A 19,110-nucleotide genomic window follows, 5' to 3' on the forward strand; every position below is an offset into this window, starting at 1 on the left:
GCCGTCCTGCCGATGGCCGTGAGGAGAATGTTGCCGGGGCGGCCGCCGCAGCCGGGGCCTCGCGGCTAATGCGCGGGACGGGTTAGCGCAAGGGTTCCGCAAGGCTCGCCCCGTACGCCGGGCAGGGCGGCGGGGCCCTGCCGATCCTGAGGACATGAGGACATTCCCAGCCCCCTTGACCGGGACGGCCATCGCACTGTTTCTGCTCACCGCCTGCGGCGGTACGGGGGGCGACGCCTCGCCGGCGTCGGCCCCGCCCGCGCCCGCCTCCTACTCGCCGCCCGGGCCGAGCCCCGACGACTCGCCCCCCATGACGGGGATGTCGCCGGACGGCAGCCCCGGGGAGGCCACTCCGGTGCCCGAGGCGCCGGTGAGCGTGGCGGAGAGCGGCATCGGCCGGATCCTGGTCGACGGCGAGGGGCGCACGCTCTACCTGTTCGAGAAGGACAAGAACGGCAAGTCGAGCTGCTACGACGCCTGCGCGAAGGCCTGGCCGCCGTACCTCACCCAGGGCAAGCCCAAGGCCGAGGAGGGGGCGAAGGAGAACCTGCTCTCCACGACCGCCCGCAAGGACGGCGCCGAGCAGGTCGTCTACGGTGACTGGCCGCTGTACTACTACCAGGGCGACGAGAAGGCCGGCGACACCAGCGGGCACGACATCGAGGAGTTCGGCGCCGAGTGGTACGCCGTCGGACCGAACGGAAAGAAGATCACCGGCTAGCGTCCGCCGCGGCCCGGCGGCCGCCGGACTCGCCGTGCGGCACCGCGACGGCCTCCTCCGCCCGCCCGGAGGAGGCCGTCGCGGTGCGGCGACGCCGTCACTCCCGGTCCGGAAGTCTCGTCGCGTAGATCTGGTCGAAGCCGTCGTACCCGTCGCCGTCGAGGTGCTCGGCGCGGGTCAGACCGGCCCGGACCGCCACCCGCCCGGAGGCGACGTTCGCCGGCCTGACCCGGGCGATCAGCGGGAGGCCGGGGACGTTCCTGGCCGCCCAGGCGGTGACCGCGGCCGCCGCCTCGCCGGCGTAGCCGCGGCCCCACGCCGCGGCGGCGAACCGGTAGAAGAGGTTGAGCACGTCCATGCCGCGCAGGTCCATGTGCTTGATCCCGCAGAAGCCGAGCGGCGCCGGATCGTCGTGGCGCCGGACGACCCAGTAGCCGTAGCCGTGGCGGCGCCAGTGGGCGTCCCAGCGGTGGTAGAGCTCCTCCGCCTCCTCGGGGGTCGCGAGCGCGTCGGACGGATTGTGGACGCAGGTCCGGGGGTCGCTGTGGATCGCGTGGACGGCGTCGACGTCGGTCACGGCCGGGCGTCGCAGGTCGAGCCGGTCGGTCCGCAGCCGCGGTCCCCCGCCGCTCAGGTCGTTCATACGAAGATCGTAGCCACCGGGACGGTCCGGGTGCCGGACGGCGTCCTGCCCGGCGAGACCTCAGCGGAACCGGAGGTCGCGGCGGAAGGCGCGGCGGTGGGTGGCGGGGGCGACGCCCCGGCGTGCCGCGAAGTGGTGGCGCAGGGTGTCCGCGCCACCGAACCCGGCGCGCGCCGCGACCGCCTCCACGGCCAGGTCGGTCGTCTCCAGCAGCTCCTCGGCGAGCTGCAGCCGCTGGTCGAGGAGCCATCGGTGCGGCGTGGTGCCGGTCGCCGCCTTGAACCTCCTGGCGAACGTCCGCGGCGACATCGCCGCCCGCGCCGCCAGGGTCCGGACCGTGAGCGGCTCGGCGAGGTGCTCCTGCATCCAGTCGATCAGCTCGGCCAGCTCGTACGGCGCCCGCGGCGCCGGCATGGGCGCCTCCACGAACTGCGCCTGCCCGCCCGAGCGGTGGGCGGGAACCACCAGCCGCCGGGCGAGCGCGTTGGCCGTCGCGGCGCCGTACTCGCGGCGGACCAGGTGCAGGCAGGCGTCGATCCCGGCGGCGGCTCCCGCGCTGCTCAGCACGGGCCCGTCGGCGACGTACAGGATGTCGCGGTCCACCCTGACCCGGGGGAAGCTCCGGGCGAGCAGCCCGGCGAACTGCCAGTGGGTGGCGGCGCGGCGCCCGTCGAGCAGCCCGGCGGCGGCCGGCAGGAACGCGCCCGTGCAGATCGAGAGCACCTGGGCGCCACGCCCGGCCGCCTCGCGCAGGGCCGAAAGGAGCGGCTCCGGCACGGGCGCGTCGAGCTGTGGCCAGGCCGGGACGGCCACCAGGTCGGCGGCGGCCAGCCGATCCAGGCCGTGCTCGACCTGGATGGCGAACCCCGACGTGGTCGGGACCACCCCGGGCCGCGGCGCGCACACGGCGAAGTCGTGGACGGGCAGGCCGTCGTCGGACCGGTCCAGGCCGAAGACCTGGCAGACCACTCCCAGCTCGAACGCGGCCGCCCTGTCGCCGACCACGGCGACGACGTTCCGGATCACGAGCCCGATTATGGCAGGAACTTCCCGTACTACGGCATTGCTGCCACTCCTGTCGGACGGGCGGTGCGGCGAGGCTGGATGCCATGGCATCCCGTACCCCCTCACCTGGACCTGTGGATCCGCGACCTGCCCATCACCATCGGTCTCCCGTCGCCTTCCCGCTGCCCGGGGGCGGCCCGCCCGTGGTGGCCGTGCCGGCGCCCGGGCCCGGCCCGCAGCAGTGGGCGGGCGCGCCGAGCGCCGCGCTCGACGCCGACGGGACGTTCGTCCTCGCCTACCGCGTACGGTCCGGGACGGATCACAACGTCATCGCCCGGTCGGCCGACGGCGAGCGCTACACCCCGGTCGCCGTCCTGTCCCGGGACCGCTTCGGCGCGGCGATGGTCGAGCGCCCCGCCCTGGTCCGCACCCCCGCGGGCCGCTGGCGCCTGTACGTCAGCTGCGCCACGCCGGGCACCAAGCACTGGTGGATCGGCGTGCTGGAGGCGGACACCCCGGAAGGGCTGGCCGGAGCGCCGGCGCGCCCGGTGTTCGAGGGGGACGCGCGCACGGCGGTCAAGGACCCGGTGATCCGGTACGACGGCGGCCGGTGGCGGGCGTGGATCTGCTGCCACCCCCTCGACGAGCCCGGCGCCGAGGATCGCATGAGCACCGCCTACGCCACCAGCGCCGACGGGCTGACCTGGCGGTGGCACGGCACGGCGCTCACCGGCCGCCCCGGCGCGTGGGACGCCCGTGGCGCGCGGCTGACCAGTGTCCTGCCCGACGGCCGCGCCTGCTACGACGGGCGCGCCTCGGCGCGGGAGAACTGGTCCGAACGGACCGGCCTGGCCGTTCCCGCGCGTCCCGGTGACGCCGCGCGGCTCGTGCCGGTCGCGGGCCCACCCGTGGCGGACGTCCGCTACCTCGACGTCCTGTCCCTGCCGGCGGGCGGCCACCGCCTCTTCTACGAGGCCCGCCTGCCCGACGAGAGCCACGAGCTGCGCACCGAGCTGGTCCGGTGACCGGCACGCCCGGGTTCAGGAGGGGAGGTCGAGGACGACGTACTCGTACTCGCCCTCGCCGGCCTTCTTGAACGTCCCGTCACCGTCGAGGTCGGTGAAGACGGCGAGGTGGAGGTCCTGCCGCTGCTCGGCCATCGGCGTGGAGACGTCGTCGCGGAACACGGTGGAGAACAGCACCTTGTCCAGCGCGGCGGAGTGCCGGGCGACCCGCGTGCCGGCCAGGTGGTTGTGCCCCTCGTCGTCGAGGAACAGCGTGCCGGAGCCGTACTCGTAGTCGGCCAGGCCGGTGCCGGGCCGAAAGCACCGGTGGTCGGCCACCTTGCCGCCGTCCTCGATCGCGAAGACGGACCTGTCCGTCCACGCGCAGATCTGCAGGGCCCGGTCGCCGGTCAGCTGGGGGAAGCGCAGCTCGAACGGCGCGCCCTTCAGCGTGACGGTGGTGACCGCGTCGTCGAGATCGTCGAGGACCATCGGGGCGAGGGCGCCGCCCTGCCAGAACTCCAGCCCGAGCCGGGGCGTCCTGGCCACCTGCCCCGCGGCCTGGGCCGACGCGCCGGGTGACGTCGGCGAGCCGGTGGGGGGCGACGGCTGCGGGGTCGTGGTGACGCCCGGCCTGTCCCTGACGACGGTGAAGACGACCGCGATCACGACGAGGACGGCCAGACCCGCGGCGGCCGCTCCGGCGAGCATCCCGGTTCGCCCGCGACCCGGCCGCGTGGCCGGCGGCCGTCCCGGCTGCGACGGCGCACCGGCGTACGGGGCCGCGGGCACGTCCCCCGACCCATGAGGCGGCCCCACGACCGCACCGGACGGCCCGGGCGACGGGCCGTAAGGTCCGGGCTGCGAGCCGTACGGGCCCGGTGGGGCGGCCTGCGAGCCGGACGGTCCCCCGTGCGGGGGCGGGACGGCGAAGAGGCGGCCGCCCCGGCGCTCGTCCATCAGCCCCAGCAGCACCTGCTGCGCGGTCGGCCGGCGGGCCGGGTCCTTGTCCAGGCAGGCGGCGACGATCGCACGCAGCTCCCCCGTCAGCGGTCCCAGCTCCGGGTCGCCGTTCAGGATGCGGTTGATCACCGCGGGCAGCGGCTCGTGCCCGAACGGCGGCCGCCCGCCGGCCGCGTACGTGATGGTGCAGCCCCACGCGAACAGGTCGAGCGGCGGCCCGGCCGGGTCGCCGGCGAGCTGCTCGGGCGCCATGTAGGCGGGGGTGCCGACGACGCCGCTGACGGTGGCGGCGGTGGCGTCGAGGGGCCGGGCGATGCCGAAGTCGATCACACGGGGGCCGTCGGCGGCCAGCAGCACGTTCGCGGGCTTGAAGTCGCGGTGCACCACCCCGGCCGCGTGGATCGCGCCCAGCGCCGTCGCGGTGGCGACGGCCAGCCGGTCGAGGTCGGCCCCGGCCATGACGCCGCCGTCGCGCACCGCCTCCTGCAGCGACGGGCCGTTCACGTACTCGCTGACCACGTACGGCGGGTCGGCGTCGGGGTCGGCGGCGAGCACCCTGGCGGTGCAGAACGGCGCGATCCGCCGCAGCGCCGCCAGCTCGCGGTGGAAGTGGCGCCTGGCGTCGTGGTCGCGGCCGAAGTGGGCGTGCAGGAGCTTGACGGCGACGGGCTCGCCCTGCGGCGAGGTGCCGAGGAACACCGTGCCCTGGCCGCCCTCGCCGAGCCGCCCGCTCAGCACGTAGCCGGCGATCTCCCGGGGGTCCGTCGATCGGAGGGGGCGCATCCGCTGCATCACGTCCTCTGCGGACGACGACGGTCGTCCGGTCGATCACGTCGGGGGGCGACCTGGTCGCCGGGCCGGGGCTCGGGCCGCCGGGGCGCTGCCAGCATAGGGTCGATTGTGCCGGAAAGCGCGCCGAACGCCGTGTCCGCCCGGGGATCAGGCGCCCGACGGCCGGTCGCCGGGGAAGCGGCCCGGGAGGCGGTGACCGGGAGGCGGTGACCGGGAGGCGGTGACCGGGAGGCGGTGACCGGGAGGCGGTGACCGGGAGGCGGTGACCGGGAGGCGGCGGAAGGGTGGGGTCGCGGGTGGCTCGCGACGCGCCGCGTCCGACCGGCGGGCGCTCCTGGCAGCCGGTCGGACGCGGGCACCCCGGGTGCGGGGTGTCACGGAGGCGGGGCGGCGCGTGGCGGGAGGAAGCGGGCCCGGAGGTCGGGGCGGAGGTAGGCGGCGGGTGAGGCGATGGACAGGCCGCCGTCCACGGGCAGCACCACGCCCGTGATGAACGCCGCCGCCGGTGAGGCGAGGAAGGCCACCGCCTCGGCCACGTCCCGCGGGGTCCCGGTGCGGCCCAGCGGGTAGCCTTCGGCGGCGTTCTCCAGGTCCTCGCCGCCGATCAGGCCGGGGGCGACCGAGTTGACGCGGATGCCCGCCGGGCCGTACTCCAGGGCGAGCTGGCGGACGAACGCGTCCAGCCCGCCCTTGGCCGCGGCGTACGCGGGCAGGCCCGGCGCGGCCAGGAAGGCGTTGACCGAGCCGACCGCCACCACCGCGGCGCCCGCCGCCATCCGGGGCAGGGCCGACCGGCAGAGGTGGAAGGCGACGTCCAGGGTGGCGGCCAGCGCCGTCCGCCACTGCTCGTCGGTCGTCGACACGACCGGCGCCACCGGCATCACGGCGGTCGCCAGGACCAGCACGTCGAGCCGGCCGAGCAGGGCGTGCGCCTCCGCCACCGCCTCGTCCGCCCGGATGGGGTCGGCGCAGTCGCGGACGAGGAAGCCCGTGTACGCCGGGTCGGCGCACGGCTCCAGGCCGATCCCGGCCACGCGGTCGCCGCGCCCGGCGAAGGCGGCCGCGACGGCCCGCCCGATCGGCGAGTTGCCGCCGGCCACCAGCACTCCGCGTGGCCCGCCGGGCTCCTCCGCACCCGCCGGGGCGGCGGGCCCGGGGTCCGGCGAGGCCGGGAGCGGCGTCACCACAGGTCCGCCATGACGGCGTCCAGGAGGGCGCGGCTGCGCGGGTCGAGGGGGCGGGCCGGGGAGCGGACGGCGGCCGAGGAGATGAGGCCCCGCCGGACGAGGACCTCCTTGTGGACCGCCCAGGCCAGTCCCGGCTGCATGCCGAACCGGATCAGTGGCAGCAGCCGGGCGTGGCCCGCCCGCGCCTCGGCGGCGCGTCCGGCGGCCCAGTCGGCGAGCACCGGTGCCAGCAGGTCGGTGAACTCGCAGGCGGGCATGGTGCCGACGGCGCCCAGGGCGTACTCCTCCAGGCAGAACAGGGCGTTCTGCCCGCCGAAGACGGCGAAGTCCTCCGGGACGCCCGCCGCCACGGCGCCGACCTTGGGCGCGGTGGGCGGCGCCTCGACCTTGACGGAGGTGACCCCGTCGAGCTTGCTCAGCTCGACGATGAGCGGCTCGGGCATGCTGACGCCGGTCGCGCCGGGGGCGTCCTGGACCATGACGGCGATCCCGCTCCGCGCGGCGATCTCGCCGTAGAAGTCGGTCAGCTGCCCGCCGGTCGGCTTGACCAGGTACGGGGGCAGCACCATGAGCGCGTCGGCGCCCCCGTCGCGGGCGGCCAGGGCCTGCTCCAGCGCCGTGGCGGTGCTGGTGGCGCCCACTCCGGCCACGACCGGCGCGGACCCGGCGGCCGACCGGACCTCGGCGAGGACGCGGGAGCGGTCGTCCGTGGTCAGGGCGAAGCCCTCGCTGGCCATCCCGAACACGGCGACACCGTCGGCGCCGGAGGCGAGCTGCCACTCGGTGAGCCGCCGCAGGCTGGGCAGGTCGAGCTCCCCCGCGTCCGTGAAGGGCGTGGCGAGGATGGGGATCAAGCCGGTGAGCGGCCCGGAAAGAGGCCCGGTGAGAGGCAAGGAGAGGTCTCCGATCTGAGCGGTCTGGTTCGCGGGTGGGCTGGGGGTCAGGTCGAGGTGGCGAGGGACGCCACGGCGTCGGCGTCCACCTCCACGCCGAGGCCGGGGCCGGTCGGCACGGGGAAGCCCGTCGCGTCGCCCGGCAGCGGCGCGCGCAGGACCGCGCCGGCCGCCTCGTACGTCGTCGGCTGGTACTCGAAGAAGGCCAGGTTGGCCAGGGCGGCGCTGACCTGGATGCCGGCGGCCAGGGCGACGCCGAGCCCGGTGGAGTGGTGCGGCGCCACGCGGACGTGGTGGGCGGCGGCCAGTTCGGCGACGGCGACCAGCTCGGTGATGCCGGTGCGGCCGACGTCGGGCTGGGCCAGGCCGAGGGCGCGGCGGCCGAGCCAGTGGGCGAACTCGTACCGGTTGCGCAGCGTCTCCCCCACCGCGATGGGCAGCTCGGCCCGCCGGGCGAGCTCCCGGTGGCCCTCCACGTCCTCCGGCGCGAGCGGCGCCTCCAGGAAGAGCGCGCCGCGTTCGGCGAGGCCGCGCGCCAGCCGGGCGGCCTGCGGCACGTCGTAGACCCAGTGGGCGTCCACCGCGACGCGCAGCCCGGAGGCGGCGACCGCGTCGTGGGTGGCGAGGTCCTCCTCGACGCCGTGGCCGAGGTGCAGCTTGACCATGGTCGCGCCCTTGGCGGCCCATGCCCGGGCCAGGTCGGCGCGTTCGGCGTCGGTGGGCCGGGGCAGCCCGCTCACGTAGACGGGCACGGTGGTGGTGAACGCCCCGCCGAGCAGTTCGGCGACTGACCGGCCGGTGAGGCGGCCGGTCAGGTCCCACAGGGCGATGTCGACGGCCGCCAGCGCGTCGGCCTGGTGGCCGGTCAGGTGGCCGCGTTCGCGCATGAGGCCGGTGAGCCGATCCCACAGCGGGCGGACCCGGGTCGGGTCCTCGCCGATGAGGACGGGCGCGAGCAGCCGCTCGACGACGGCGGCGGGCACCTCGGGGGCGACGGGCGCCAGCGCCTCCCCCCAGCCGGTGGTGCCGTCGTCGGCCGTGATGGCGACGAGCAGCGTCTCGAAGCGGGCGGAGTAGAGGCTGCGCCACGGCGGGCGGACGAAGTAGCCCTCCTCCCGCTCCGGCGTGCCGAGGTAGGCGTCCTGGTGCCGGAGCTTCACCGGGAAACATCGCACTTGACGAATTTGCGGCATGTGCGTGACCATCCCACATAGTGCAAGCCAATTGCAATGGAGACAGGGTGGCTTCCGATCAGAGCAACAACCAGAGCGTCGAACGGGCGATCTCCGTCCTGCGGGCGTTCCTGACCCGGCCGGAGCTGCGGGTCTCGGACGTCGCCAAGGCCACCGGGCTCGGCACGTCGACCGCCTCGCGCCTGCTGGCCACGCTGGAGACGCTGGAGTTCGTCGAGCGGGACGAGGTGAGCGGCCTCTACCGGCTGGGCACCGCGCCGATCACCCTGGGCGGGGTCGCGCTGAACCAGCATCCGGTGCACCGCGAGGCCCGCCAGGTCGCCCAGGACCTCGCCGCCACGGTCGGCCTGGGCGTCAACGTGGCGATCCGGCGCGGCGACACGATGTTCTACCTGCTGAACTTCGAGGGACGGCTGGCCCCCAGGTCCTTCGTGCTGACCGGGCAGCGCAAGCCGCTGTACGCGACCGGCATCGGCAAGTGCCTGCTGCTGGCGCTCACCCCCGCCGAGCGGCGGGAGCTGCTGCCCGAGCCGACGCTGCGGCCGTTCACCGCGCGGACGATCGTGACGCACGAGCGGCTGGACGAGGAGCTGGCGCTCACGCTCGGCCGCGGCTACGCGACCGAGGTGGAGGAGCTGGCGTTCGGCCGGGCCTGCGTGGCCGCGCCGATCCGCGACATGTCGGGCGCGGTGGTGGCGGCCATCTCGATCTCCGGCCCCCTGTCGGCGATCGACCTGGCCGCCCGCGAGGCGGAGCTGGCCCGTACGGTCATCGAGACCGCCGACTCGATCAGCATCGGCCTCGGCTACGTGGGCCCGGCGCACGGCGTCGCGCAGCCGGCGTTCGCCCAGCCCGGCCCGCAGAGCGCCACGGGAGCGCCGTGAACGGCAGGAGGCTCACCGACGGCCAGTTCGCGTGGCTGCTGATGGTTCCCGGGGTGGCACTGTTCCTCGCGATCATCGCCTACCCGCTGGTGTCCGCGCTGGTCACCGGGTTCTTCGAGCAGAGCCTGGTCCGGCCCGGCCGGTCGTTCGTCGGGCTGGCCAACTTCGCCGACCTGCTGGGCGGCGACTTCTGGCCGGTGCTGAGCAACACGCTGGTGTTCACGCTCGGCGCCACGATCGCGCCGTTCGTCATCGGCTACGCGCTGGCCCTCGCGCTCGACGCGGGCCTGCCCGGCTGGCTGCGCGGCGTGTTCCTGTTCCCGTGGGTGATCCCCGGCGTGGTCGTCTCCTTCCTCTGGCTGTGGATCTTCAACGCCAACTACGGGGTGCTCAACGGGCTGCTCGGCACGCAGGTGAGCTGGCTCGGCGACCCGGTCACGGCGATGGTCGCGGTGATCGTCACCAAGACCTGGGCCAGCTTCCCGTGGATGATGGTCATGCTGCTGGCCGGGTTGCAGACGATGCCCAAGGAGCTGCACGAGGCGGCCGCCGTGGACGGGGCCGGGGCGGTGCGCCGCTTCAGGTCGGTGACGGTCCCGCACATGCGGCACATCGCCGGCATCGCCTTCCTGCTGGAGTTCATCTGGAACTTCCAGCACTTCGACACGATCTACGTGCTCACCGGCGGCGGCCCCGCGGGCGCCACCAAGACGTTCGCCGTGGCCGTCTACGACACCGCGTTCAAGGGCTTCGACCTGGGCCACGCCACCGCGCTCGGCGGCCTGTGGATGCTGCTGCTGCTCGTGCTGATGGTCTTCTACCTGCGCAAGGAGAACACATGACGGCGACCGTGTCCTCCCGGTCCATCCCGGTGGAGCGGGTCGCCCGGCGGCGCCCGCCGCGCTCGCGGGCCGCGGCCTGGGCGGCCGTGACGGTCATCGGGTTCTTCGGGCTGGCGCCGATCTACTGGCTCGTCGTCACCGCGTTCACCCCTGACGACAAGGCGTTCGCGTTCCCGCCGTCCCTGGTCCCGACGGAGATCACCTTCGACCATTTCGTCAGGCTGGCCGAGAACGAGCAGTTGTTCGGCTACCTGGTCAACAGCGTCATCGTGTCGGTGGTCACGGCCGTGCTCAGCGTGGCGGTGTCGGCGTACATGGCGTACGCGTTCTCCAAGTTCCGCTACCGGGGCCGCTCGTCGCTGATGCACCTGGTGCTCGCCTCCCAGCTCTTCCCCCAGGCGCTGCTGCTGGTCACCCTGTACGCCGTCTTCAGCGCCACGGGGCTGCTGGGCAGCTACACCGCGCTGATCGTGTCGTTCACGACGTTCACGCTGCCGCTGTGCGTCTGGATGCTCAAGGGCATCTTCGACACCGTGCCGTCCACGCTGATGGAGGCGGCGGCCATCGACGGGGCGTCGCGCTGGCGCACCCTGCACCAGATCGCGCTGCCGCTGGCCGCTCCCGGGTTGGTGGCCGCCGGCCTGTTCGCGTTCGTCCGGGCGTGGAACGACTTCATCTTCGCCCTCACCCTCGCCGACCCCGACCGGCAGACGCTGCCGCCGGGGCTCGTGCACACCTATCTCGGGGAGTTCCAAACCGCCTGGCCGGACCTCATGGCCGCCTCCCTCGTCGTCTCGCTCCCGGTCATCGCCGCGTTCATGTTCCTGCAGCGGTACCTGGTCGGCGGGCTGACGGCGGGCGCGGTCAAGGGCTGACCCGTCCCCCCACCCACAGGAGAAACATGAACACGCTCAACCGCCGCGCGGTCCTGCGCCTGGCCGGCCTTTCCGCACTCGGCGCAGCCGTGGCCGCGTGCGCCCCCGACGCCGCCGGAGGCGGCGCCCCCAAGGGCGACGCGGCCGCCAAGGCGTTCGGCTTCACGTCGTGGTCGCTGAACGAGGAGGCGCAGAAGGGCGCCGTGCAGGCCGTCCTGGACGCGTACGCGGCCCGGGCCAAGGTGACGATCAATCCCGCGTCGTTCCCGTACAACGAGTACCTCAACCAGGTGACGCTCAAGCTGCGCGGCGGCCAGCTCACCGGCGCCGTGCAGCTCGACATCTCCTGGCTGGCCGCGCTGGCCGCCATGGGCCGGCTGAAGGACCTCGGCGCGCAGGCGGCCGGGGGCGGCTACACGGACGTGGCGCTCGGCAGCGGCCAGTTCGGCGGCAAGCAGCTCGGCCTGCCCTGGACGACCGGGTCGATCGGCCTGGTCGCCAACACCGAGCTGCTGAAGAAGGCCGGCGTGGACGGCATGCCGGCGACGGTCGAGGAGTTCGAGGCGGCCCTGCGCAAGGTGGCCAAGCTGGGCGGCGGCATCACCCCGTACGCGGCGGCGACCAAGGCGGCGCAGCTCAAGGACATCCTGCCGTGGATGCGCACGTTCGGCAGCCCGCTGCTGGAGGGCGACACGATCACGGTCGGCGACGACGCCTCGGTGGCCGCCGTCGAGTGGTACAAGAAGCTGTACGACGACAAGCTCATCGCCCCCGACGTGGACCGTTTCGACGCGCGGGCGCTGTTCGCCCAGGGCAAGGCCGCGTTCTACGACGACGCGATCATCACGCGGGGCGTCGTGGCCAGTCAGTCCCCCGACAAGTCGCTGACCGAGAAGATGGCGCCGCTCGCCCGGCCGGTGCTCAAGGCCGGCGACACGCCGCAGGCCCTGCTGTGGGGCCACGTGATCGTGGTGGTGGACGGCGAGGGCTCCGACGCCGCCGCCGACTTCGCCGCCTACGCGACCTCCGACACCGCGACCGTGGCCTCGTTCTTCGAGAAGGTGAAGCTGCCGCCCACCACGACCGCCGGGCTTGCCGACCCGAAGGTGTCGGGTGACACGTTCACCGCCGACTGGACCGAGAAGATCACCAAGACGGCGACGGCGAACCCGTTCTGGCGCTACGCCGGCTACGCCCAGATCGAGGCGGCCATCGCCGAACAGGTGCAGGCCGTGCTGGTCGGCCGGTCGCCGGCCAAGGAGGCGCTGGCCAAGGCCGCCGAGACCGCGAGGCCGCTGCAGAAGTAGGAGCACCGCCCGGCAGGGGGCGCACGCGCCGGGGAACGGCAATTCCCCGGCCGCCGTGGTCGCGCGGGAACGGTCATTCCCGCGCGACGCCACCACCGCACGCCGGGCGGCGTCCGTCGACACACCCGTGCCCTTTCCTGACAGAGGTGGTCATCCGCCATGCTCGCACATCGCGTCCTACCGTTTGTCGTCTCCGTTCTGCTCCTCCTCCTGCCGTTCGCCCCTCCGGCGGCGGCCGCGCCCGCCGTGAGCGCCGTCGCCGCCGCGCAGGCCGCCGTCGAACGGGTGCCCGTGACCGTCGACTCGTCCAACCAGGCGGGCTGGTGGCGCCCGCTCGACACCTTCGACGGCGTCGAGTACTTCGCCTACAACGCCCCCGCCTCCACCGGCGGCCGGCACGAGGTGCGCATCGCCTCGCGCGGCCGTGACGGCGCCTGGCGGACCGGCTGCCTGCCTGACGCCTCGGGCGGCTGCGTCACCTACGTCGACGACGTGGGGCACAACCAGCCGACGATCGTGGTGGACGGAGACGGCCGCATCCACGCGTTCGTCTCCATGCACAACGACACGTGGCGCTACCACCGGAGCACCCGGGCCGGCGACGTGACCTCGATGGCCGAGGCCGCCGCCCTGCTGCCCGACCGCGACCTGCGCTTCACCTACCCGGTGAGCGCGCGCGGCAAGGACGGCGACGCCTACGTCATGGTCCGGGCCGACCGGGACGCCGACCAGGTCCGCGACGGGCGGCTCTACCGGTTCGACACCGCCACCGACACCTGGAGCCGGGTGGCCGTGGTCGCCACCGGCCGCGGCCACTCCTTCTACCCCGACGACCTGCGGGTCGACGCGGCCGGACGGGTGCACGTGCTGTGGGAGTGGGGCCCGTGGCCGGCCAGTACGCACCGGCACCTCGGCTCGTACGCGGTCTTCGACCCGGCCGACGGCTCGTTCTCCGACGTCGCGGGCGACCGGTTGACGACGCCGCTGGCCCCCGGGGCCGGGACGGCCGTGGTGTACCAGCCGTACGAGGGCGACGAGACGATCTCCTCGACGAGCCGGGCCGTGCAGACGGCCAAGCTGGCCGTCGTGGGCGACCGGCTCGCCGGGATCGCCTACCGCTACCTGACGCAGGCGTCGGGCCGGACGTTCGCCGGGTTCGACGTGCGGTACGCGACGTGGACGGGCACGCAGTGGCGGCGGGAGACCGTCGTCGCCAGGGGCGACCTGCCCGTCGACAACTCGGCCACCATTGGCGTCACCCAGGCGGGCGCGGCCACCCGCGTCTACTTCGTGGCCGAGGCGAACGGCTGCGCCGGAGCCCGCAGCCAGGTCGTCCGCGCCGAGCGCGCCGGCACGGGACCGTGGTCGTTCGCCACGGTCGGCGATCCGCGCCAGGGGGTGCAGCGGCTGCGCGCACAGGCCGGCGCGGACGGCACGGACCTGCTGTACGTGACCGCGCCGCTGGAAGGCGGCCTGTGGCGGGGGACGGTGCCGCGCACCGGCGTGCCCGGGACGGGCGAGCCGTTCGAGCCGATCGCGCGGCGGCTGCTGGGCTCCTCGGCGTCGGGCGAGAACCTGGCGTTGAACGCGCCGGTGACGGTGTCCTCGGTGCTGCGTGCCGGGACGGAGGGCGCCAAGGCCGTGGACGGGTGGTGCGCGGACGACAGCCGGTGGATCTCCGCGGAGGGTGACACGTCGCCGTCCATCACCGTGGACCTGGGGCGGCGGGCGGCCGTGGGCGAGGTGCGCGTCCACTCCGGCTACTCCCGGGCGCCCGTTCCCGGCACCGACGTGCTACGCGACTTCACCGTCGAGGCCCGGACCACGGACGGCTGGCGGACGCTGGCCACGATCCGGGGCAACACCGCCGGACTCGTCCGGGTGCCGGCGGCCGGGGCGACGGCCGACCAGGTCAGGCTGCTGATCAGCGATCCGTCGCAGAACGCGCTGGACGTGGCGCGGGTGTACGAGATCGAGGTGATCGCCGGTGGGTGAGCACCGTTGGGAGCTGACGGGCCGCATCGCGGCCGGCCGGGTGGTCGGCATCGTCCGGGCGCCGTCGGGCGCGGAGGCGGTGCGGGCGGGGTCGCGGCTGCTGGCCGCCGGACTGGCCGCCGTCGAGGTGTCGCTCTCGACGCCCGGCGCCCTGGCCGCGATCACGGACCTCGCCGCACGGGCCCGTACGCGGTCCGGCCCCGCACCCGGGACCGGGAGCGGGACCGAAAGCGGGACCGAGAGCGGGACCGGGGGCGGCGGGCTCGTGGGGGCGGGAACGGTGCTCGACGCGCACCAGGCCGTGCTCGCCATCGGAGCGGGGGCCCGCTTCCTCGTCTGCCCCTCCCTCGACCGGGAGGTGGTGCGTGCCGCGCACCGCCACGGCGTGCCCGTCGTGGCGGGAGCGGCCACCCCCACCGAGATCGTCACCGCTCTGGAGGAGGGAGCCGACCTGATCAAGCTCTTCCCTGCCTCGCAGACCTCTCCCGCGAGCCTGCGCGACCTGCTCCAGGCCCTCCCCCACGCCCCGATCGTCCCCACGGGCGGCGTCACCGTGCGGACGGCCCCCGAGTGGATCGCGGCGGGCGCGGTGGCGGTCGGCATGGGCGGCGAGCTCACCCGCGGCGCCCCCGAGGACGCGACCCCCCGGGTCCACGCCCTGCTCGCCGCGCTCGCCGAGGCCGCCGGGCCCCGGGGCTGAGCGCCCAGGCGGGAGACGCTCCGGTCACCGCGCCGGTGGTCTGGCGTGCCGGCGTGCGCTGATGCGGGTCGGTGACCGGGACCATACGCTTGGTCACGTGTTGAGTAGTAACCGGCTGCGTGTCCTGCTCGAGGTGTTCAGGACGGGCAGCATCGCCGGTGCGGCCAGGGTGTTGAAGCTGTCGCCGTCCGCCGTGTCCCACCAGCTGTCCCGCCTGGAGCAGGAGGCGGGGGTCGGCCTGGTCGAGCGCAACGCGCAGAGCCTGCGGCTGACCGAGGCGGGACGCCGCCTCGCCATCCGGGCGCAGGAGGTCGTCGACATCATCGAGTCGGCGGAGAAGGACCTGCTGGCGCAGGCCAGGGTGGACGCCGGTGAGCTGCGCATCGGCTTCTTCGCCTCCGCCGGGTACCGGCTGCTGCCGCTGGCGCTGTCGCGCTTCGCCTCCAGGTACCCCAAGGTGGCGCTCGACCTGGTGGAGGGCCAGCCGTACGAGTTGCTGCCCGATCTGGAGCGCGGGGCGCTCGACGTGCTGGTGGTCTTCGAGCACGCCCTCGACCCGCGGCGGCGCCCCGAAGGGGTGGAGGTGGTCCATCTCTTCGACGAGCCCCAACTCCTGGTCCTGCCGATCGGGCACCCCGCCGCCCAGCGGCCCCGGGTACGGCTGGCGGACCTGGCCGACGAGCCGTGGATCACCACGTTCGGCGCCGAGCACCCCGTGTCCATCCTGGAACGGGCCAGCATGCTGGAAGGCTTCTCACCGCAGATCCGCTGCCGCAGCGACCACTACGAGGTGACGGTGGGCCTGGTGCGAGCCGGACTCGGCGTCGCGCTGGTGCCGAGCCTCGGTCTGCAGGGCGCGACGGGACTGCACACCTGCCGCCTGGCCACGCCGAACCTGTTCCGCAGGATCGGCGTGGCCAGGAGGCCGACCAACCCCAACCCGGCCGCCCGGTCCTTCCTGGCCTACCTGCGCACGGCCTCGGCGCAGCTCAGGACCTCGATGGAGCCCTCGTTGCGCTGAGGCGGGCGGCGATGTCCAGGCCCTCCCGCCGTACGGCGGAGGCCAGCTCGTGCTCGCTGCCCGCGGGGCCGTGCGCGAGGACGGCGTAGGCCGTCCGCCCGTCCATGATGCCGACGTCGGTCCTGACGCCCTCGTCGGTGCCGGTCTTGTTGGCCAGCCAGCAGCCCTCGGGATCGTGCCTGACCAGGGCGGGGACGAGACTGTGGTCGGTGTTCTGCCGCATCCAGCCGCGCATGAGCCGCTGCCAGCCGCCCGGACCCGCGACGAGGGCGGCCAGCCCGCAGAGCTCGGCGGCGGTGCCGATGGCGAACGTCGGCGGGTCGGCGGGGCCGCGCGGTTCCCTGATGCGGTCGAGCAGCCTGGTTCTCGACAGCCCGAGCGCCGCGGCCGCCGCGTTGACCCGGTCCACGCCGACCACCCGCAGCAGCGCGTTCGTGGCGGTGTTGTCGCTGATCGCGGCGGTCAGCACGGCCAGGTCGCCGATCGTCCAGCTGCGCCCGGACAGCGACGGCAGCAGGCCCGAGCCACCGCAGTAGTCGTCCTCGTGCAGCGTCACGGGCGTGTCAGGGTGGAGAATGCCGCCCTCGACGCTCATGGCCACCTCGGCCAGCAGGAGCAGCTTGCCGACGCTGGCCAGCGGCAGCTCGGCGTGCTCGTTGACGCCGTGGAACTCCCCCGTCACCAGGTCCCGCGTCGCCACGGCGAGCGTGATGTCGTTCACCGCCCGATCATCCTTCCCGGTCTGTCCTCGGTGAGTCTGCCGTCCTCCACGGCGAGCCGCCCCGCCACGACGACGGCCCTGATGCCGGAGGGGGGCAGCAGCGGGTCGGCGTAGGTGGCGCCGTCGGCCACCGTCTCGGGGTCGAGCAGCACCAGGTCGGCGTGTGCGCCGTCGCGCACGATGCCCCGGCCGGCCAGCCCGAACCGTTCCGCCGCCATGCCGGTCATCTTGTGAATGGCCAGCTCCAGCGGGAACAGGCCCTGGTCGCGGGAGTAGCGGCCGAGCACCCTGGGGAAGGTGCCGGCCAGGCGGGGGTGCGGGTGACCCGGCTTGGGCACGCCGTCCGAGCCGATCATGGCGAAGTCGCTGGCGAGGACCCGCTGGACGTCGTCCTCACGCATCGAGTGGCTGATGATCGTCACCTCGCCCTCTTCGGCGAGGAGCAGCTCGGCGGCCGTGTCCACGGGGTCACCGCCCAGCTCGGCGATCGTGCGGCCCTCGACCTCCGGGTGGTTGGCGGCGCAGGCGACCGAGATGCGGTCCCATCCGCCGTTGCCGACCGTGTTCTCCCACCCGGGCACGCCCTCCTCGATCGCCTGGCGCATCCGGGCGCGCTCGCCGGGATCGCGCAGCCGGTCGAGCAGCGCCTCGGTGCCGCCGTCGTTGGCCCACGGGGGGAACATCGCCGCCAGCGACGTGCTGCCCTCGGTGTAGGGGTAGACGTCGCAGGTGACGTCCATGCCCTGGGCCCGCAGCTCGGCGATGCGCGGGAGCGTCCGCCGGGTCCTGCCCCAGGCGTGCCTCCCCGCGGTCTTGTGGTGGCTGACGTGCAGCGCGGCCCCGCTCTCGCGGGCGATCTCGACGGCCTCCTCCAGCGCCTCCTCGACGCGGGACATCTCGTCCCTCAGGTGCGTGACGTACGGCTTGCCGTACGTCGCCGCGACCCGGGCCAGCGCGACCACCTCGGCGGTGTCGCCGTACGTGCCGGGGGTGTAGATGAGCCCCGTGGACAGCCCGGCCGCCCCGGCGGCCAGCGCGTCGTCGAGCAGCGCGCACATGGTGTCGAGCTCGGCGGGGGTGGCCGGGCGGTCCTCGTAGCCCAGCACGCCCGCCCTGAGGGTGCCGTGGCCGACGAGGGAGGTCAGGTGGTTCGGCCTCGGGACCCGCTCGTGTGCCTCCACGAACGCTTCATAGTCCAGAAATATCGGGATGTCGCCGCCGAAGCCGGCCCTGCTCGACCGGCGCAGCGCCGGCACCCGCTCGGGCAGCGCGGGAAACAGGCTCGACCCGCAGTTGCCGCAGATCTCCACGGTGACCCCCATGCGCACGGGGGCGGCGGCCAGTTCGCTGCCCGCCTCGCCGAGCAGGGTGACCGCGTCGGAGTGGGTGTGGACGTCGATGAAACCGGGGGCGACCACCAGCCCGGTGGCGTCGATCACCCGCGCGCCCCCGCCGTCGGCCGGGCCACCCCGGGGCAGCAGGACGAGGCGGCCGTCGCTGACGCCGACGTCGGCCCGGCGCAGCGGCGCGCCCGTCCCGTCGGCGACGAGACCGCCACTGATCAGCATGTCGAGGCTCATGGAGCCGAACCCTTCACGAGGAGCGAGCCGTTCACAGGACCTGCCCGAGGAAGGCGCGGGTCCGCTCGTGACGCGGCCGGGACAGCACCTCGCGGGGCGGGCCCTCCTCCACGATGACGCCGTCGTCGATGAACACCAGATGGTCGCCCGCCTCCCTGGCGAAGCCCATCTCGTGGGTGACCACGATCATCGTCATCCCGCTGGCCGCCAGGTCGCGCATGACCTGCAGCACCTCCTGTACCAGCTCGGGGTCGAGCGCGCTGGTCGGCTCGTCGAACAGCATGAGCTTGGGGTTCATGGCCAGGCTGCGCGCGATGGCGACCCGCTGCTGCTGGCCGCCCGACAACTGCCGGGGGTAGGCCCCGGCCCTGTCGGCCAGGCCCACCCTGTCGAGCAGTTCCCTCGCCTTCGAGGCGGCCGCCGCCTTCGGGACCCGCCTCACCGTGCACGGGCCCTCCATGACGTTCTCCAGCGCGGTCATGTGCGGGAACAGGTGGAAGCGCTGGAAGACCATGCCGATCTCCTGACGCTGACGGCACAGCTCGTCGGGCCGCAGCAGGTGCAGCCTGCCGCCCTTCTCGGTGAAGCCCATGAGCGCGCCGTCCACCCACACCCGGCCCGCGTCGATCGTCTCCAGCCGGTTGACGCAGCGCAGCAGCGTCGACTTGCCGGAGCCCGAGGGACCCACCACGCAGACCACCGCGCCGGCCGGCACGTCGAGACTGACGCCCTTGAGCACCTCCACCGGGCCGAAGCGCTTCCTGACCGACTCGATCTTCACCAT

The 19,110-nt window shown here is 74.3% G+C and carries 18 protein-coding genes; 9 read left to right on the plus strand and 9 right to left on the minus strand.

The genetic code is table 11. The annotated features are described in order from the left end of the window. The first annotated feature begins 154 nt into the window (after nucleotides 1–154). Nucleotides 155–721, plus strand: a complete 567-nt coding sequence (locus CXR44_RS00335) for a COG4315 family predicted lipoprotein (protein WP_101782813.1) — start codon at nucleotides 155–157, stop codon at nucleotides 719–721. A 97-nt stretch (nucleotides 722–818) separates the two neighbouring features. On the opposite strand, the gene CXR44_RS00340 is transcribed toward CXR44_RS00335, so the two are convergent. Continuing rightward, entirely contained in the window at nucleotides 819–1,364 is a 546-nt protein-coding gene (locus tag CXR44_RS00340) for a GNAT family N-acetyltransferase (RefSeq protein ID WP_101782814.1), read from the minus strand. Between the two features lie 60 nt (nucleotides 1,365–1,424). Continuing rightward, complete coding sequence (locus tag CXR44_RS00345; RefSeq protein ID WP_425437394.1) at nucleotides 1,425–2,387, minus strand: helix-turn-helix domain-containing protein; 963 nt, start codon at nucleotides 2,385–2,387, stop codon at nucleotides 1,425–1,427. A gap of 116 nt (nucleotides 2,388–2,503) precedes the next feature. Here CXR44_RS00345 and CXR44_RS00350 point away from each other — a divergent pair, with 116 nt between their 5' ends. Next, complete coding sequence (locus CXR44_RS00350; protein WP_245898703.1) at nucleotides 2,504–3,394, plus strand: glycoside hydrolase family protein; 891 nt, start codon at nucleotides 2,504–2,506, stop codon at nucleotides 3,392–3,394. Nucleotides 3,395–3,409: 15 nt separating this feature from the next. Here the strand turns inward: CXR44_RS00350 and CXR44_RS00355 are convergent, their stop codons facing one another. From CXR44_RS00355 to CXR44_RS00370, 4 genes are all read right to left on the minus strand, one after another. Continuing rightward, nucleotides 3,410–5,119, minus strand: a complete 1,710-nt coding sequence (locus CXR44_RS00355; RefSeq protein ID WP_180903130.1) for a serine/threonine-protein kinase — start codon at nucleotides 5,117–5,119, stop codon at nucleotides 3,410–3,412. A 383-nt stretch (nucleotides 5,120–5,502) separates the two neighbouring features. Continuing rightward, nucleotides 5,503–6,312 carry an SDR family NAD(P)-dependent oxidoreductase gene (locus CXR44_RS00360; RefSeq protein ID WP_219601613.1) on the minus strand — a complete coding sequence of 270 codons (810 nt, stop codon included), beginning with the start codon at nucleotides 6,310–6,312 and terminating at the stop codon, nucleotides 5,503–5,505. After that, on the minus strand, nucleotides 6,309–7,169 hold the full coding sequence (locus CXR44_RS00365; protein ID WP_219601614.1) for a dihydrodipicolinate synthase family protein: 861 nt from the start codon (nucleotides 7,167–7,169) through the stop codon (nucleotides 6,309–6,311). Before CXR44_RS00365 ends, CXR44_RS00360 begins: the two co-directional genes overlap by 4 nt. A gap of 86 nt (nucleotides 7,170–7,255) precedes the next feature. Next, entirely contained in the window at nucleotides 7,256–8,368 is a 1,113-nt protein-coding gene (locus CXR44_RS00370) for a mandelate racemase/muconate lactonizing enzyme family protein (protein ID WP_219601615.1), read from the minus strand. Nucleotides 8,369–8,448: 80 nt separating this feature from the next. Here CXR44_RS00370 and CXR44_RS00375 point away from each other — a divergent pair, with 80 nt between their 5' ends. The 7 genes from CXR44_RS00375 (at nucleotide 8,449) to CXR44_RS00405 (ending at nucleotide 16,025) form a co-directional block, all read left to right on the plus strand. Then, entirely contained in the window at nucleotides 8,449–9,285 is an 837-nt protein-coding gene (locus CXR44_RS00375) for an IclR family transcriptional regulator (protein ID WP_101782819.1), read from the plus strand. Beyond that, nucleotides 9,282–10,127, plus strand: coding sequence for a carbohydrate ABC transporter permease (locus CXR44_RS00380; protein ID WP_219601616.1), 846 nt, complete (start codon nucleotides 9,282–9,284; stop codon nucleotides 10,125–10,127). The genes CXR44_RS00375 and CXR44_RS00380 overlap by 4 nt, the downstream gene beginning before the upstream one ends. Further along, nucleotides 10,124–11,002 (plus strand): carbohydrate ABC transporter permease, encoded by an 879-nt coding sequence (locus tag CXR44_RS00385; RefSeq protein WP_101782820.1) that lies wholly within the window; start codon nucleotides 10,124–10,126, stop codon nucleotides 11,000–11,002. Before CXR44_RS00380 ends, CXR44_RS00385 begins: the two co-directional genes overlap by 4 nt. Before the next feature lie 26 nt (nucleotides 11,003–11,028). Beyond that, on the plus strand, nucleotides 11,029–12,309 hold the full coding sequence (locus tag CXR44_RS00390) for an ABC transporter substrate-binding protein (protein ID WP_101782821.1): 1,281 nt from the start codon (nucleotides 11,029–11,031) through the stop codon (nucleotides 12,307–12,309). A gap of 159 nt (nucleotides 12,310–12,468) precedes the next feature. After that, the gene (locus CXR44_RS00395) at nucleotides 12,469–14,304 is read left to right on the plus strand and encodes a BNR-4 repeat-containing protein (RefSeq protein WP_101782822.1); all 1,836 of its coding nucleotides are present in this window, start codon (nucleotides 12,469–12,471) and stop codon (nucleotides 14,302–14,304) included. Next, nucleotides 14,297–15,004: a bifunctional 4-hydroxy-2-oxoglutarate aldolase/2-dehydro-3-deoxy-phosphogluconate aldolase gene (locus CXR44_RS00400; protein WP_101782823.1), complete on the plus strand. Its 708-nt coding sequence runs from the start codon at nucleotides 14,297–14,299 to the stop codon at nucleotides 15,002–15,004. Before CXR44_RS00395 ends, CXR44_RS00400 begins: the two co-directional genes overlap by 8 nt. A 97-nt stretch (nucleotides 15,005–15,101) precedes the next feature. Then, nucleotides 15,102–16,025: a LysR family transcriptional regulator gene (locus CXR44_RS00405; protein ID WP_101782824.1), complete on the plus strand. Its 924-nt coding sequence runs from the start codon at nucleotides 15,102–15,104 to the stop codon at nucleotides 16,023–16,025. On the opposite strand, the gene CXR44_RS00410 is transcribed toward CXR44_RS00405, so the two are convergent. Genes CXR44_RS00410 through CXR44_RS00420 form a run of 3 tightly spaced genes read right to left on the minus strand, consistent with a single transcriptional unit; the run spans nucleotide 15,994 to nucleotide 19,110 of the window. Next, complete coding sequence (locus CXR44_RS00410; RefSeq protein ID WP_101782825.1) at nucleotides 15,994–16,746, minus strand: serine hydrolase; 753 nt, start codon at nucleotides 16,744–16,746, stop codon at nucleotides 15,994–15,996. The genes CXR44_RS00405 and CXR44_RS00410 overlap by 32 nt on opposite strands. Continuing rightward, nucleotides 16,743–18,326 carry an N-acyl-D-amino-acid deacylase family protein gene (locus tag CXR44_RS00415; RefSeq protein ID WP_101782826.1) on the minus strand — a complete coding sequence of 528 codons (1,584 nt, stop codon included), beginning with the start codon at nucleotides 18,324–18,326 and terminating at the stop codon, nucleotides 16,743–16,745. Before CXR44_RS00415 ends, CXR44_RS00410 begins: the two co-directional genes overlap by 4 nt. 31 nt (nucleotides 18,327–18,357) lie before the next feature. Next, nucleotides 18,358–19,110 (minus strand): amino acid ABC transporter ATP-binding protein, encoded by a 753-nt coding sequence (locus CXR44_RS00420; RefSeq protein WP_101782827.1) that lies wholly within the window; start codon nucleotides 19,108–19,110, stop codon nucleotides 18,358–18,360.

The sequence above is a fragment of the Nonomuraea indica genome, from assembly GCF_002850745.1.
GTDB lineage: Bacteria > Actinomycetota > Actinomycetes > Streptosporangiales > Streptosporangiaceae > Nonomuraea > Nonomuraea indica.

Coding starts and splice junctions, on each gene's coding strand:
- CXR44_RS00335 (WP_101782813.1), top strand. CDS start 155: ATGAGGACATTCCCAGCCCCCTTGACCGGGACGGCCATCGCACTGTTT.
- CXR44_RS00340 (WP_101782814.1), bottom strand. CDS start 1,364: ATGAACGACCTGAGCGGCGGGGGACCGCGGCTGCGGACCGACCGGCTC.
- CXR44_RS00355 (WP_180903130.1), bottom strand. CDS start 5,119: ATGCGCCCCCTCCGATCGACGGACCCCCGGGAGATCGCCGGCTACGTG.
- CXR44_RS00385 (WP_101782820.1), top strand. CDS start 10,124: ATGACGGCGACCGTGTCCTCCCGGTCCATCCCGGTGGAGCGGGTCGCC.
- CXR44_RS00390 (WP_101782821.1), top strand. CDS start 11,029: ATGAACACGCTCAACCGCCGCGCGGTCCTGCGCCTGGCCGGCCTTTCC.
- CXR44_RS00395 (WP_101782822.1), top strand. CDS start 12,469: ATGCTCGCACATCGCGTCCTACCGTTTGTCGTCTCCGTTCTGCTCCTC.
- CXR44_RS00415 (WP_101782826.1), bottom strand. CDS start 18,326: ATGAGCCTCGACATGCTGATCAGTGGCGGTCTCGTCGCCGACGGGACG.
- CXR44_RS00420 (WP_101782827.1), bottom strand. CDS start 19,110: ATGGTGAAGATCGAGTCGGTCAGGAAGCGCTTCGGCCCGGTGGAGGTG.